This window comes from Tenacibaculum sp. (assembly GCF_048269885.1).
Taxonomy (GTDB): domain Bacteria; phylum Bacteroidota; class Bacteroidia; order Flavobacteriales; family Flavobacteriaceae; genus Polaribacter.
Genome location: NZ_JBLWTZ010000022.1, coordinates 1 through 15805, shown reverse-complemented (window position 1 = coordinate 15805; position 15805 = coordinate 1). Strand labels below are relative to the sequence as shown.

Genomic DNA, 15805 nt, shown 5'->3' with positions numbered 1-15805 from the left:
CTTATGTTTTTAAGTAATTATCCATCCCCTAAATGATAATTTATGGTAAAAAAAATACTATTTATAACTTTTTTCTTAGCTATTTCCATTGGTTTTTCTCAAGAAAAATCAATTGAGAAGTTAATCGCATCCCCTAACCCTTTTACAAACAATACTACTATTTACTTTAATGCTAAACATAGTCAAACAGTTATTTTAACTGTTAGAAATGTATTAGGTAAAACCGTTTATAACAAAGAGCTTAAAGTGGTTCAAGGCCGTAACTCTTTTCCGTTTCAACGTAACGATTTAAAATCTGGAATGTACATTTACGCAATACAAAGTAATAAAGAAATCATTTCAAAACGCTTTGTAATTAAATAAATGAGTTTACACTTAACTGTTTTAGGTTGTCATTCTGCTACCCCTAGAGTTAATGCCTATCCTACTGCCCAATATTTAGAAATTAACAATCGTCATTTTTTAATTGATTGCGGAGAGGGTACCCAACGACAAATGCGAAAATACAAGGTTGGTTTTTCAAAAATCAACCATATTTTTATTTCTCACTTACACGGGGATCACTTTTTTGGTTTAGTGGGACTTATTGCTACTTTTGGGATTTTAAACAGAGAAAAAGAATTACATATTTACGGCCCAAAAGGTATAAAAGAGGTAACAACACTTCAGTTAAAGGTTTCAAAATCGTGGACTAAGTACCCTATTGTTTTTCACGAATTAGAATCTAAAGAAAGTGAACTTATTTTTGAAGATGATAACGTTACTGTAAGAACTATACCTTTAAACCATAGGGTATATACTAATGGTTTTCTTTTTACTGAAAAACCAAGACTTAGAAAGTTACACATTGACAATATTCAGCAATACAAAGAAATAGAAACCTGTGACTTTCATAACATCAAAGCAGGAAAGGACTTTACTCTTTCTACTGGAGAGGTAATTCCTAACGACGAACTTACTATCAATCCGCCTAAACCTTTAAGTTTTGCTTTTTGTAGTGACACTGCCTACAAACCAGACATTGTTCCTATTATTAAAGAGGTAGACTTGTTATACCATGAAGCAACATTTTTAAAAGACAGAGAGGATTTATGTGATAAAACAAAACACTCAACCGCAGAACAAGCTGCTTCTATTGCCAATCAAGCAAATGCACATAAATTAATTATTGGGCATTATTCTAGCAGGTATAAAAACATTAACGATTTTAAAATTGAGGCTCAAACAGTTTTTAAGAATACTGAATTAGCAGAAGCAGGAAAAAGATATAGCACCAATTCTTTTCCTGTAGAAATTTTAAATTAATATTGCTTTGTCGATAAAAGCACCAAAGTACAAGCTATTTCACTCTCAATCCCTTTTTCTTTTAACAACTTAATAAACTCTACATTTTCGGTTCCAGGATTAAAAATTACTCTACGAGGTTCTAAATTAATTATGTATTCATAATACGATTCCTGACGCTTTGGATTTAAATATAAGGTTACAGTATCTATATTTTCTAAAAAAATATTTTCTGTTTCAATAGTTACATCTGCAACAATTCCTTTTTGTAAACCAATTGCTACAGTTTCTATGGCATTATCTCTTAACCTTTTAATAGCAATATTAGAATATCTAGTGGGCTTTAGCGAAGCTCCTAACACCAAAGTACGTTTTTTCATTTTCTGTTAATAATACGTTAAACTCTCTTAAACTAAGTAACAAAGTTAAGTAATAAAGAGTCTATTAAGCGTCAAAACAATTCAAAAACAACAAAAATGAAAAACATATTACTAATACTTTTAGCTGTATTTACTACCAGTATTTATGCGCAAATGCCTAAAAGTAACCTTCCTAAACCAGGAGTAATTTCTGGTAAGGTAGTCGATCAAACAACCAAGCAACCCCTCCCCTATGTAAATATCATAATCAAAGATGCTGCCAAAAAAATTATTACTGGTGGAATTACGGATGATAATGGCTTATTTTCTATAAAAAACATCCCTGAAGGTAACAGCATTGTAGAAGTCCAATTTATTGGATATAAAACATTTTCTAAACCTGTTTCAGTTAGTAATAAATCAAATAAAGTAAACTTAGGGATTATTTCTCTAGAAGAAGACAGTACCACCTTAGACGAAGTAGAAATTCGTGCAGAAACTTCTTCGGTAACCCAAAAAGTAGATAGAAAAGTAATTAATGTAGGTAAAGATTTAACCTCAGCAGGTGCTACTGCTTCTGAGCTACTAAACAATGTACAATCTGTAAGTGTTGACAGCCAATCGGGGAACATCAGCTTACGTGGGAATGAAAATGTACGTGTATTAGTTGACGGAAAACCTACCAACATTCCTGCTTCTGAATTATTAAAACAAATTCCTTCTACATCTATTAAAAGTGTTGAATTAATTACCAACCCTTCTGCAAAATACAATCCTGAAGGAATGAGCGGTATTATTAATATTATTCTTAATAAAAACGCTAATATGGGCTTTAATGGTTCTATAAATACAGGAGTTGAAGCTGGACATTATGTTCGTTATAATGCATCTACAAACATGAATTATAAAACAGGAAAGGTTAACTTTTTTGGTAACTACGGATTTAATGGTGGAGATCGTTATAACTTTGGTTATGTTAACAGACCTGGAGTTAACAACCAAGACTTTGTTTTTATTAATGACAATGAGTCTCATTTATTTAAAATTGGAGCTGATATTTATTTAGACGATAAAAACACCTTGTCTCTTTACACTACTCAAAACTGGTTTGATAGTAACGCTAGTGGGCGTGCTATAATTACAGATAATAATGGTGATTTAATAGAACACTCTCCTAACACACAAACAAGTGATAGTCATAATCAGGCCTATAATGTAAATTACAAGCATGAATTTGAAAAAGAAGGACATAATATAGAGTTTGAAGCTAACTTTTCTAAAAATGATACACCTAGCTTTTTAGAAAATCGTTTCTTAGAAAACTCACAACCAGATTATTTCAATGATATTAATAACAACAGAGAAAGTACATTAGTAAACTTAGACTATACTAACCCTGTTTCTAAAAACGGAAAGCTAGAATTAGGTTTAGAGTACAGAGTGAATAACACTGATAATACAAACTTAACAACACAGGTTAATTTTAACAATTCATCTTTTAGTTATGATAGAGATATTTACTCTGCTTATGCTAATTACGGTCATAAATTTGGTAAACTTACTATGCAGTTAGGTGCACGTTTTGAGCAGTATAAAATAAAAGGAATATTTAATCAAGAAGGTGAACCTACAGAAACTGTCACAGATGATATTTTTACTGTATATCCATCTGCTTTCTTTACTTTTAACCCAAATGACAATGATCAATTTCAATTAAGTTATAGTAAAAGAGTGGACAGACCAGGAATTCAACAAGTAAACCCAATTAGAGAATGGAGTACGCCTTTAATTACGTCAATAGGTAATCCTGATCTTGTTCCCCAGTTCACAAATTCAGTTGAGTTTAACTATACACGAAAAATAAAAGGCGGATCTATAACTTTAGGAAGCTTTTACAGAAATATTAACGATGTAATTAACAGAGCTACTTATAAAGATCCAAGCGATGCTAATGAGCTAAAACAAATATTAACCTTTGCTAATTTTGATGACACAGATGCGTATGGTTTAGAGTTCTCTGCAAACTATAAAATTGCAAAATGGTGGAGAGCTAATGCTAGTATGGATTATTATTCTCAAAAACAATTTGGAACCACTGATTTAAGCGATCCTAACGCTCCTACTACTGAAGTTAAAACAGATATTTTTAACGCACGTATAAGCAATAGCTTTACAGTATCTAAAAAGTTACGTTTACAATTATTTGCTATGTACAGAGGTCCAAGAGAAGACATTCAATGGGACGTAGACCCTATGAAAATGGTTAATATTGGTGCTAACTATAGCATTCTTAAAGGGAAAGGAAATATCAACCTTAGAGTAAATGATATCTTTAACGATATGAGATTTAAATTCAACTCTGAAAGACCTTTTGTTCAAAATGGACGTTTTAAATGGGAAAGCAGAACAGCTTATATTGGATTTAACTATAGGTTTGGTGGAGGTAAAAACAAAGCCCGTGCTAGAAAACAACGTGACAATAACGAAAAGCAAGGAGGCGGAGGTTTCCTATAAAATTAGTTTTTAATTAATTATTTTAAAAAAAACGAAGCTAAATACTTCGTTTTTTTTATTTTTAGCGCAATTTCATTCCCTTCAACATATGAAAAGATTGCTCATATTAATTTTATTACTAGGTACTTATTTTTGTCAAGCACAAAACCTGCAACTTACAGGAACCATTTTAGATAAAAAAAACAACCATCCACTACCTTTTGTTACAATTACCTGCAAAAACACTTCCAATAAAATACTAACAGGTAGTATCGCTGATGAAAAAGGGAATTTTAAAGTTGAAAACCTTCCAAAAGAAAATTTACTTTTAACTTTTCAATTTATTGGTTACAAAACTTTTGAAAAGAAAATTGACTTAAAAAAAAATAGTAAAATAGGAATCGTTTTTCTTGAAGAAAATACTACTCAATTAGACGAAGTTGAAATACAAGGAGAAACTTCAACTATTATTCAAAAAATTGATAGAAAAGTTATCAATGTAGGTAATGACTTAACTGCTGCTGGAGCTACCTCCCTAGAAATGCTTGAAAACATTCCTTCAGTAGATATTAATCAACTTTCTGGGACTATAAGTTTACGAGGAAATGAAAATGTTAGAGTTTTAGTGAATGGAAAACCTTCCAACGTAAATACAGCTCAATTATTAAAACAAATACCTTCTAACTCGGTAAAAAGTGTTGAAATAATTACAAATCCATCTGCAAAACATACTCCAGAAGGCATGAGTGGTATCATCAATTTAATACTAAAAAAGAACACCAAAATTGGTTTTAACGGTAATTTAGTTGCAGGTGTTAAGCACAGCAGAAACACCAAACCCGACATAATCTTAAACACCAATTACAAGACAGGTATTACTAATTTTTATCTAAATTATAATACGAGTTGGGGAGATTATGAAACTTTCAACAACTTGACGAGAGTAGACAGTGATTTATCCCAAAACCTCTACTTTTTAAACAATTCTGAAAATCATAATATTAAGTTTGGTGTAGACATAGACATTAACTCCCAAAGTATATTATCTGCTTACACCTCTCAAAATTTCGATAATAATAGCTTAGCAACCAATACTCTTGTTCATGAAAACAATTCTTTAGTCTTTGATAACAAGAGTTTTTCTGATTATGATCAAAAAGACCAGACTTATAACATTGATTATATTTACAGCTTTGATGATAAAGGACAAGATTTAGAGATTGAATTTAATCACTCTATGACCAAAAATCCTGAAAAAACAACTAACAAAGAATTTATCAATCCTAATTCGAAAGAGTATAATTATACGAATGATATTAAAGATACACGAAAGTTATGGCTATTAAATATTGATTATGTAAAACCTATAAAATCAGGAAAATTGGAGGCTGGATTTGAATTTAGAAAACAAAACTTTTACAATCAAATACTCACAGATAGAGAAGCTGTAAATAGCTCTTCTATTGTAGCCCCCGTAGGTAATACCAATTTAGAATATAATCGATCAATCTTTTCGGGGTACCTTAACTTTAATAAAAAGTTCAACAAGTTTGCCTTTCAGACAGGAATACGATTAGAGCAATTTAATTTAAATGCTCTTTTTTCAAATACAGAACAAGGAAACACTAATTTAAAAGATAATATTTTTAATCTGTATCCTTCAGCATCAATCTCCTATAACTTTTCTAAAAAAGACAACTTACAATTTGCTTACAGCAGAAGGGTTGACAGACCTTCTGCATATCAAGTTACTCCTATTCAGGAATGGTTTTCACCACTAACTATATCTAAAGGAAACCTGAACTTACAACCACAATTTACAAACTCACTAGAGCTCAATTATACTAGGACAATTACAAAAGGCTATATCTCTTTTGGTACATTTTATAGAAGAACTAACGATAAAATTGGTCGATTACTACAAAAAGACAATCAAAACCCTGATAGGACAATTAATTCTTTTACCAATTATGACTTTGCTGATAGTTATGGTATTGAACTTTCTGCTAGCTTCAAACCCATAAAATGGTGGACACTTAGACCTTCTTTTGAAACCTACATACAAGATTCTCAAGGAATATTAAATAATAACTTAGAAACAGTTAAAAACACTTTGGTGAAGGGACGCATAAATAACTCTTTTAAAGCTTCAAAAAAACTGAGTCTCCAGTTATCAGGTATTTTTAGAGGTAAAAGTGAAAACATTCAATACACTGTACAACCATATACTATGATTAATGCTGGAGCTAGATTAAAAGTATTTGAAGGTAAAGGAAGTATCACCTTAAGGGGTACTGATATTTTTAATAATGTAAACTTTGATTATACATCAAACACTCCTTTTATACAAAAAGGAAAGTATACACTGGAGTACAACTCAATTTACTTAGGTTTTTCCTATAATTTTGGAAGCGGGAAGAACAAGAGTAAAAGCAGAAAATATAGAGATAGTAATGAAGCCCAAGGAGGGATGTTTTAACAAAAAATCCGAAGTATTAACTTCGGATTTTTTGTTTTATATATAAAGTAAAAATTACCAACGAATCACTACAGACCCCCAAGTAAATCCACTACCAAAGGCAGCCAATACTACCAAGTCACCATCATTTATTTTTCCTTTCTCCCAAGCTTCCGTTAATGCAATAATAACCGAAGCAGCAGTAGTATTACCATACTTCATAATATTGTTATACACCTTGTCATCAGATAATTGGAACTTCTTTTGAATAAATTGTGCAATACGTAAATTCGCTTGATGCGGAATTAACATATCAATATCCTCTTTTTGTAATCCGTTTGCTTGTAAACCTTCCATAATAGCTTCAGAAAAACGAACAACTGCATGTTTAAATACAAACTGACCGTTCATGTATGGGTAGTAAGAAGTATCATCTGGATCATTGGCCTCTATGATTTCTGGAACCCAACGCCCTGTTGAAGGCCCTTCTAACATTAATTCTTTCGCAAACTTTCCTTCAGAATGCAAGTGAGAAGATAAAATACCTTTTCCTTCCTCTTCTGAACGAGATAAAACAGCTGCTCCTGCTCCATCCCCAAAAATTACAGTAACTCCACGACCACGTGTAGAACGTTCTAAACCACCTGAGTGATTTTCAGAACCAATTACTAAAACATTTTTATACATTCCTGTTTTAATAAACTGATCAGCCACAGAAAGTGAATAAATAAATCCAGAACATTGGTTACGTACATCTAACGCACCAATTGTAGGCATATCTAATAAATCTTGAATTTGTACTCCACCTCCAGGAAAATATAATTCAGGGCTCAACGTAGCAAAAATGATAAAATCAATATCATCTTTAGTCAATCCCGCACGCTCAATAGCTATTTTAGCAGCTTTTGCCCCCATTACTGATGTAGAATCATCAGAAGTTTTTGGGTCTATCCAACGACGCTCCTTGATACCAGTTCTTTCTTGAATCCATTCATCACTCGTCTCCATAAACTGAGTCAAGTCATCGTTAGTCACTACGTTCTCAGGAACGTAATAACCTAACCCTGTAATTTTTGAACTATACATATTTTTTTATGTTGATTATTTTGTTGTTGTCAATTGCAGCCTGTAAAAATAGTAATTAATTAATACCTTTACAAAAAGACATAAAACTACAAATATTAATTAATTATTTATGAACAGAAAAGATTTCCTCTCATTATCAACCAAAGCCGCTATGTTTTTTGGTTTGTCTACTGCTTTTTCTTGTAAAGAAGAAGCAGTAGACAAAACCACTCCCTTATTAAACAAAACAGCAAAAGGAACTGCTTTTGCTTTAACTGCTTCTAAAATAGACAAAGTCAATGTTGGAATTATTGGCTGTGGAAACAGAGGGCAAGTACTGGTACAAATGTTTGATTGGTTGGTAAAAAATGATAACGCTGAAATTGTAGCTGTTTCTGATTTACGTAAAGAGAAAACAGACAAACTAAACGAACATCTTCAAAAAACACACAATAAAACTGCTGATGCGTATTATGGCAATCCTGAAGAATGGAAAAAAGTTGTTGAACGTGATGATATCGATTTGTTAATAATTGCTACTCCTTGGGAATGGCATACACCGATGGCTTTATATGGAATGGAACAAGGCAAGCATGTAGCTTGCGAGGTTCCTGTAGCTTATACCTTAGAAGATTGTTGGAAGTTGATAGAAACCGCAGAACGTACCCAAAAACATTGTATGATGTTAGAAAACTGTTGTTTTAACAACGAAGAACTATGGGTATTGAATATGGTCAACCAAGGTGTCTTTGGTGATTTAACTCATGCTGAAGGTGCTTATATTCACGATTTACGTAAGCATTTATTAGATGAAAAATACTACGAAGACCAATGGAGAATAAAACACCACTTATATAAAGATGGTAACTTTTACACTACACATGGATTGGGACCAATAAGTCAGTATATGGATATAGGTCGTGGTGACACCTATGACCATGTGGTATCGATGAGTTCTCGTGAAAAAAGTTTAAGCGACGCTGCCAAACATGCAGGAATAAATAAGTTTTCTAATATCAAGTGTGGTGATATGAATACCACCATGATAAAAACTAAATTAGGTAAAACTATTATGCTACAGTTTGATGTACATACAGGTAGACCATACGATCGTTTAAATACTGTAGTAGGTACAAAAGCTGTACATGAAGGGTACCCTTCTAAACTATATATTAACGATGAAGAATTGGCTTGGTGGGGACATGAATGGTTGAAACCTGAAAAATATAATGAATACAGAGAAAAATACAACCACCCACTTTGGGACAAACTAAAAACACAAATTTCAGACAATTCTGTAGGTCATGGAGGAATGGATTTTGTGATGATTTATCGCTTAATTAGATGCTTAAACCAAGGATTACCATTAGATATTAATGTATATGATAGTGTTTTATGGAGTGCGATTACCCCTCTTTCAGAGCTATCTGTAGCACAAAACAGTAGCTCTATTAAAGTTCCAGATTTTACAGGAGGAACATGGAAGAACAACAACAAATCAGAAATGTTAAGAGATATTTAATCGCTAATCAAAAAACACTAACCTTTAAGAGGTTAGTGTTTTTTTTTTAGTATTTATTTTAATCTGTTTTTATAAAAAATTTACTTTAATCTTTTTCCACAAGCCTAGTAGAATATATACTGTTATGAATGCAATTCCTGTTAATACCATAGCAATTGTATAATTTCCATAAATCCAATTTCCAGTAGCAAACAAACTACTAAAAACTAAAATACAGCCCGTAAAGGCGGCTAGTAAACCATTGCCTAAATTAACCGTTTCTGTTTGCTCATCTATGTGTATATTTTTCTCTTTTGCTTTAGCTAACACACACAACCATCCTGCTTTTTTAGGTTGAATTTTTTTATAAAAGTTAATCAGTACTTCATCATCTTCTGGTTTCGTTAGCAGAGTTACCAACAGCCAAACAATAGTAGTACACAACACTACTAATGGAAACTGCCAATAGCTTTCAAACAGTCCCTCATTTCCAAATAAGTATTCAGCATTAAAATAAAAAATCAGTGAAAAAATCCCTGATGCTATCATTGCCGAAATTTCACTCCACGCATTGATACGCCACCAAAACCAGCGCAACAAAAAAATAAGTCCGGTACCAGCACCAAACATTAAGATAAATTTAAAAATCTCCAACGCATTGGTAAATAGCAAAGCCAACAGTGCGCTTAAAATCATTAAAACAACAGTAGCTAACTTCCCTACATTTACCAATGTTTTTTCATTGGCGTTTGGATTTATATTTTGCTTATAAAAATCATTAACTATATAAGATGCTCCCCAATTTAAATGGGTAGAAATTGTACTCATGTATGCTGCTATTAACGATGTAAGTACAACCCCTGCTAATCCACTAGGTAAGAATGTTAACATGGCTGGATATGCTAAATCATGTCCTAATTTATCATCTGATACATTTGGAAAAGCCTCTTTTATACTAGCCAAATCAGGAAAGACAACTAATGAAGCCAATGCTACAATAATCCATGGCCACGGGCGTAAAGCATAATGTAAAATATTAAAGAAAAAAGTTGCTCCAATAGCATGGTTTTCATTTTTAGATGCCAACATTCTTTGAGCGATATACCCTCCACCCCCTGGTTCTGCTCCAGGATACCATGCACTCCACCATTGCACTGCTAATGGAATAATAAAAATTGAAATTAACAACTCTTTGTTATTAAAATCTGGTAGAATTGATAATTTATCTACGACGTTAGGATGTGTTAATAAATTTTCTAAACCATCTACTTGGGGATGATTTACAGCAACCACAGCAGCACCAACAGCTCCAATCATAGCTACAAAAAACAATAAAAAATCGGTATACACCACTCCTTTAAATCCACCAATAGCACTAAAAATCACAGTAACCACCGAAGCAATCCCAATTGTTTGAATTGGTGTTAAACCTAACATTACCTCTCCTATTTTTATAGCAGCTAAGGTTACCCCAGCCATTGCTAAAACATTAAAAAATATCCCAAGGTATAAGGATCGAAACCCTCTTAAAAACTTAGCTGGTTTTCCTCCATATCTAAGCTCATAAAACTCTAAATCTGTAGTTGATTGACTCTTCCTCCATAATTTTGCATAAATAAAAACGGTTAACATTCCTGTTAGCAAAAAAGCCCACCAAACCCAGTTTCCAGAAACCCCATTGGTTCTAACTATATCTGTCACTAAATTAGGAGTATCTGTCGAAAAAGTTGTGGCAACCATTGAAACTCCCAATAACCACCAAGGCATATTTCTTCCAGACAAAAAATACTCAGAAGTACTTTGTTTTGATTTTTTCGAAACCCAGATTCCTATTCCTAATGTGATACTGAAAAAAATAAAGATAAAAGTATAATCAATCGTAGTTAAGTTCATGAAATAAAATTTAATGTCGACCAAAATAATCAATCGGATTAAATTATATTGGGCTTTTTTAAATAAATGTTATGACTTTAGTAATTCTTGCTGCTGGTATGGGAACTCGATATGGCGGATTAAAGCAATTGGACGCTATTAGTAATAAAAACGAAGCTATAATCGACTTTTCTATATATGATGCTGTAAAATGTGGTTTTAAGAAAGTAGTTTTTGTAGTGCGAAAAGATTTCTTAGAAACTATAAAAGCCTTGTATTTACCCAAACTTCACAATAAAATTAAGGTAGTGTTTGTTTGCCAAGAGGTAACCAATATTCCGGAAGAGTTCAACAACAGCAGCAGAGTAAAACCTTGGGGAACAGCCCACGCTCTTTTAACCGCCAAAAATGCAGTTAATGAAAACTTCTGTGTAATTAATGCCGATGATTTTTATGGAGCTAATGCTTTTTTAAAAATGGCTGAGTTTTTAAACAAAACTGATTCTTCTTCTTGTGAATATGCCATGGTTGGATTTAAAATTCAAAATACACTTTCTGAAAATGGAAGTGTTTCAAGAGGAGAATGTTACCTTGACTCAGGCAAGTATTTAAAAAGAGTTGTTGAACGCACTAACATAAGTTTAATTAACAACCGTATCATTTATTCCGAAAACAATCAGGAGAAGGAAATTCAAAAAAACAGTTTGGTTTCCATGAATTTTTGGGGATTTACTCCCACCATCTTTCGAGAAATGGAGACCCCTTTTCATCAATTTTTAAAGGAGAATTACCGAACAGAAAAAGAAGAATTCTACCTGCCAAGTGTGGTAAATCACTTACTAGATACCCAAAAAGCTACTGTAAAAGTTTTAGAAACCAGCTCTAATTGGTTAGGAGTTACCTATAAAAAAGATAAAGCAGCAGTAATTTCAAAAATAACTGAATTAAAAAAAGACGGTGTGTACCCAGAAAGCTTATGGAATTAAAAAAAAAATTAGCCACTATTTTTCAGCAATTTCAAACCGAACACACTTTCAAAGGTTTTGAAACATTTAATTCTGGCCATATCAACGATACTTTCTTAATTCTTACTCAAGAGGAAGTTAATTATGTATTACAAAGAATAAATACAACTGTTTTTAAAAAAGCAATCGATGTTATTCACAACAAAATAAAAATCACCCAACATTTATCAAAAAAAGGAATACAAACAATTCATTTTATTCCCACCAAAGAAAATAGCTATTCTCTGATAGATGATGATAAGCATCTTTGGAACTTGTCTGAATTTATTGAAAACTCTCAAACATTTTTAAAAGTTAATGCGAACGATATTGCATATCAAGCAGGCTTAATTACCGCTGAATTTTTAGCACAAACATCAGATTTCGAAAACGATTTGGTAGAAACATTACCCAACTTTCATTCCATGTCTTTTCGTTTTCAAGAGTTTCAAAACGCTTTAAATGCAACTTCCAAAATAAGAAAACAAAAAGCTCAAAAGTGGATTGATTTTGCACTAGCAAACAAAAAAGAGATGATGGTTCTTGACCGTGCTATCAATCAAAAAGAAATTCGGTTACGAGTCACTCATAATGACACTAAAATTTCTAATATTTTATTCGATACCAACAACAAAGCTATTTGTATGATTGATTTAGATACCGTAATGAAAGGATGCATACATTTTGATTACGGAGATGCTTTACGAACTATTTGTAATACGACCGATGAAGACGAAGTCAATGTATCAGCTATTAACTTTAATCTCAATTATTTTAAAAATTACACAGAAGGTTTTCTTAAAAGTTTAGCAAATAATATTTCTAAACAAGAAGCAAGCTATCTTCCTATTAGTATTCAAGTCATGACCTTTATTATGGGACTTCGCTTTTTAACAGATTATTTAAATAATGATGTTTATTATAAAACCAAGCATTCAAACCACAACCTAGAAAGAGCGAATAATCAATTTAGTTTGGTACAAAAAATTCGCGAGCAACAACATGAAATAAATTCCTTTGTAAAAAGCACTTACATGTCATCTTGTCACTAATATTTCTTTGGTATTTTTTTTGACACTTAAACTCACAGAAAATAATATCAAATAAAATATATACTTATGAGTAAAGGAAACATTAATGTATCGGTAGAAAATATATTTCCACTGATTAAAAAGTTCTTGTATTCTGATCACGAAATCTTTTTACGTGAGTTAATTTCTAACGGAACTGATGCTACTACAAAATTAAAACACCTTATTTCTATTGGTGAAGCTAAAACAGAATTAGGTGACGCTAAAATTGAAATTAGTATTGATAAAGATGCAAAAACCTTAACTGTAAAAGACCAAGGTCTTGGGATGACCGCGGATGAGGTTGAAAAATACATCAACCAAATTGCCTTTTCTGGAGCTGAAGAGTTCTTAGAAAAATACAAAGACGATAAAAACGAAACAGGTGTTATTGGTCACTTTGGTTTAGGGTTCTACTCTGCTTTTATGGTGGCTGATAAAGTAGAAATTTTCACCAAATCATTTAAAGACGAGCCTGCTGCTCACTGGACTTGTGATGGTTCTCCTGAATATACTTTGGTAGAACACGACAAATCTGACAGAGGTACAGAAATCGTATTACACATCGCGGAAGATTCTACTGAGTTTTTAGAAGAAGGAAAAATCCGTGGGCTTTTAACAAAATACAATCGTTTTAACCAAGTCCCAATTAAATTCGGAACCAAGAAAATAAACGATCCTGATTTCACTCCACAAACCACAAAAGACGAAGACGGTAAAGAAGTAACAGAGCCTCACAAACAAATTGAAGTAGACGATATCATCAACAATACGGAACCTGCATGGACTAAAAAACCAGCAGATTTAGAAGATGAAGATTATAAAAACTTCTACCGAGAGTTGTATCCGATGCAATTTGAAGAATCTTTATTCCACATTCACTTAAATGTAGACTATCCATTTAACTTAACAGGAATTTTATACTTCCCTAAGTTAACACAGAACTTGGATATGCAAAAGGATAAAATTCAATTATACCAAAACCAAGTTTTTGTAACAGATAATGTAGAAGGAATTGTTCCTGATTTCTTACAAATGTTAAAAGGGGTCATTGATTCTCCAGACATTCCGTTAAACGTTTCTCGTTCATATTTACAAGCAGACGGAGCTGTGAAGAAAATCTCTGGATACATCACAAAAAAAGTAGCAGATAAACTTTCTTCTTTATTCAAAAACAATCGTGAAGATTTTGAACAAAAATGGAACGACATCAAGGTTATTATTGAATATGGAATGTTATCGGAAGAGAAATTCTTTGACAAAGCGAAGAAGTTTGCCTTATACCCTACTGTTGATGATAAATTCTTTACGTTTGATGAATTAATTGAAAAAACGAAGGATACTCAAACAGATAAAGACGGAAATCATATTGTTTTATATGCGGCGCACAAAGATGCACAACACAGTTATATTGAAGATGCGAAAGCTAAAGGATACGAAGTACTCTTATTAGACTCTCCAATCGTTCCACATTTAATGCAAAAATTAGAAATGGAATCTGGAGATGCTAAAGTACAATTCAAACGTGTAGATGCTGACCATATTGATAACTTAATTAAGAAAGACGATACAGTAATTTCTAAACTTTCTGATGAAGAAAAAGAGAAACTAAAACCTGTTATCGAAGAAGCTGTAAATAACTCTAGCTATACCGTACAATTAGAAGCGATGGATTCTAGTGCTTCTCCTTTTATAATTACGGTACCAGAATTCATGCGTCGTATGAAAGAAATGAACGCTACTGGTGGCGGTGGAATGATGGGAATGGGTAACCTACCAGAAATGTACAACTTGGTAGTAAACACCAACCACGAATTAGTATCAGAAATTTTGTCTGCTGATCAAGACAAGCAAAAACAATTAGTTACACAAGCATTTGATTTAGCCAAATTATCTCAAAACCTATTGCATGGTGAAGAGTTAACCAACTTTATCAAACGTAGCTACGAATTAATAAAATAGTTCGAGTCTACTGAAATAAATTATTCAAATCCTCTTTGTTAATCCAAAGAGGATTTTGTTTTTTTGTAGAAAGTCATCTACCAAAAAACGAACTATGAATAACGATTACAAAAGCTCTAAATTTAAAGCCCTTCTTGATAAACTCCAGCAAGAAAGCTGGCAATTAGAATTACTTATAACTGGTTTTGCTATTTTTGGTCTCATAAATTTAATCGAACCTATTGAAGCTGCTATAAACGCTACAAAACTTTGGTAGATTTTATTACCCTGTAATTAGGGCAGCTTGTTACATATTAATTATTAACTTGGTTATTCATGTTATTTTAAGAGGTTTATGGATTGGTGCAATTGGTTTAAGATATGTCTCTAACGATATAGATTATGACGTACTTGATTATAACAAACGTTTCACTAATTATTTAAAAAACAAAGTTGGTTCTTTTGATGAGTATATCGCAAAATTAGAAAACTATTGTAGTATTTTATTTGCTGTTACTTTTTTAACATTGTTCTACTTAATTTCTTTCTTTACAATACTTTTTATATTCATAATAGCTGGTAATTTTTTTATTGAATCAACTATTTTTTCTCAAACTTTAGGCTTAACTTTATTAGGTCTTTTTTCTATATTCTTACTATTTTTTTCCATTATCATATTTATAGATTTTATTACACTTGGATATTTAAAGAAAAAAGAATGGACATCATTTTTATATATGCCTATTTATAAAGTCTTT

13 protein-coding genes are annotated in these 15805 nt (G+C 32.1%); 10 read left to right on the top strand and 3 right to left on the bottom strand.

Translation table 11 applies throughout. From position 1 onward, the window contains the following. Positions 1-42: 42 nt before the first annotated feature. On the top strand, positions 43-363 hold the full coding sequence (locus ACN0WY_RS14555) for a T9SS type A sorting domain-containing protein (RefSeq protein WP_330488121.1): 321 nt from the start codon (positions 43-45) through the stop codon (positions 361-363). Then, positions 364-1305 carry a ribonuclease Z gene (locus tag ACN0WY_RS14550; protein WP_330488122.1) on the top strand — a complete coding sequence of 314 codons (942 nt, stop codon included), beginning with the start codon at positions 364-366 and terminating at the stop codon, positions 1303-1305. On the opposite strand, the gene ACN0WY_RS14545 is transcribed toward ACN0WY_RS14550, so the two are convergent. Then, positions 1302-1664: a CoA-binding protein gene (locus tag ACN0WY_RS14545; protein WP_417800824.1), complete on the bottom strand. Its 363-nt coding sequence runs from the start codon at positions 1662-1664 to the stop codon at positions 1302-1304. The genes ACN0WY_RS14550 and ACN0WY_RS14545 overlap by 4 nt on opposite strands. Before the next feature lie 96 nt (positions 1665-1760). Between ACN0WY_RS14545 and ACN0WY_RS14540 the strand changes: the two genes are divergently transcribed. Then, the gene (locus ACN0WY_RS14540; RefSeq protein ID WP_417800823.1) at positions 1761-4157 is read left to right on the top strand and encodes a TonB-dependent receptor domain-containing protein; all 2397 of its coding nucleotides are present in this window, start codon (positions 1761-1763) and stop codon (positions 4155-4157) included. Positions 4158-4245: 88 nt separating this feature from the next. Next, positions 4246-6615 carry a TonB-dependent receptor domain-containing protein gene (locus tag ACN0WY_RS14535; RefSeq protein ID WP_417800822.1) on the top strand — a complete coding sequence of 790 codons (2370 nt, stop codon included), beginning with the start codon at positions 4246-4248 and terminating at the stop codon, positions 6613-6615. A gap of 54 nt (positions 6616-6669) precedes the next feature. On the opposite strand, the gene ACN0WY_RS14530 is transcribed toward ACN0WY_RS14535, so the two are convergent. Next, the gene (locus ACN0WY_RS14530; RefSeq protein ID WP_408027775.1) at positions 6670-7680 is read right to left on the bottom strand and encodes a 3-oxoacyl-ACP synthase III family protein; all 1011 of its coding nucleotides are present in this window, start codon (positions 7678-7680) and stop codon (positions 6670-6672) included. Between the two features lie 109 nt (positions 7681-7789). Between ACN0WY_RS14530 and ACN0WY_RS14525 the strand changes: the two genes are divergently transcribed. Beyond that, positions 7790-9181, top strand: coding sequence for a Gfo/Idh/MocA family protein (locus ACN0WY_RS14525; RefSeq protein WP_417800821.1), 1392 nt, complete (start codon positions 7790-7792; stop codon positions 9179-9181). A gap of 69 nt (positions 9182-9250) precedes the next feature. Here ACN0WY_RS14525 and ACN0WY_RS14520 read toward each other — a convergent pair whose 3' ends face one another. Continuing rightward, positions 9251-11053 (bottom strand): sodium:solute symporter family protein, encoded by a 1803-nt coding sequence (locus tag ACN0WY_RS14520; RefSeq protein ID WP_417800820.1) that lies wholly within the window; start codon positions 11051-11053, stop codon positions 9251-9253. 71 nt (positions 11054-11124) lie between these two features. Between ACN0WY_RS14520 and ACN0WY_RS14515 the strand changes: the two genes are divergently transcribed. The 5 genes from ACN0WY_RS14515 to ACN0WY_RS14495 all read left to right on the top strand — a co-directional run. Continuing rightward, the gene (locus ACN0WY_RS14515; RefSeq protein ID WP_417800819.1) at positions 11125-12018 is read left to right on the top strand and encodes a nucleotidyltransferase family protein; all 894 of its coding nucleotides are present in this window, start codon (positions 11125-11127) and stop codon (positions 12016-12018) included. Beyond that, on the top strand, positions 12009-13088 hold the full coding sequence (locus tag ACN0WY_RS14510) for a phosphotransferase enzyme family protein (protein ID WP_417800818.1): 1080 nt from the start codon (positions 12009-12011) through the stop codon (positions 13086-13088). Before ACN0WY_RS14515 ends, ACN0WY_RS14510 begins: the two co-directional genes overlap by 10 nt. A gap of 66 nt (positions 13089-13154) precedes the next feature. Then, positions 13155-15068, top strand: coding sequence for a molecular chaperone HtpG (htpG, locus tag ACN0WY_RS14505; RefSeq protein ID WP_417800817.1), 1914 nt, complete (start codon positions 13155-13157; stop codon positions 15066-15068). Between the two features lie 94 nt (positions 15069-15162). Next, on the top strand, positions 15163-15324 hold the full coding sequence (locus tag ACN0WY_RS14500; RefSeq protein WP_417800816.1) for a hypothetical protein: 162 nt from the start codon (positions 15163-15165) through the stop codon (positions 15322-15324). A gap of 49 nt (positions 15325-15373) precedes the next feature. Then, the coding region (locus ACN0WY_RS14495; protein WP_417800815.1) for a hypothetical protein at positions 15374-15805 on the top strand (432 nt) is incomplete at its 3' end.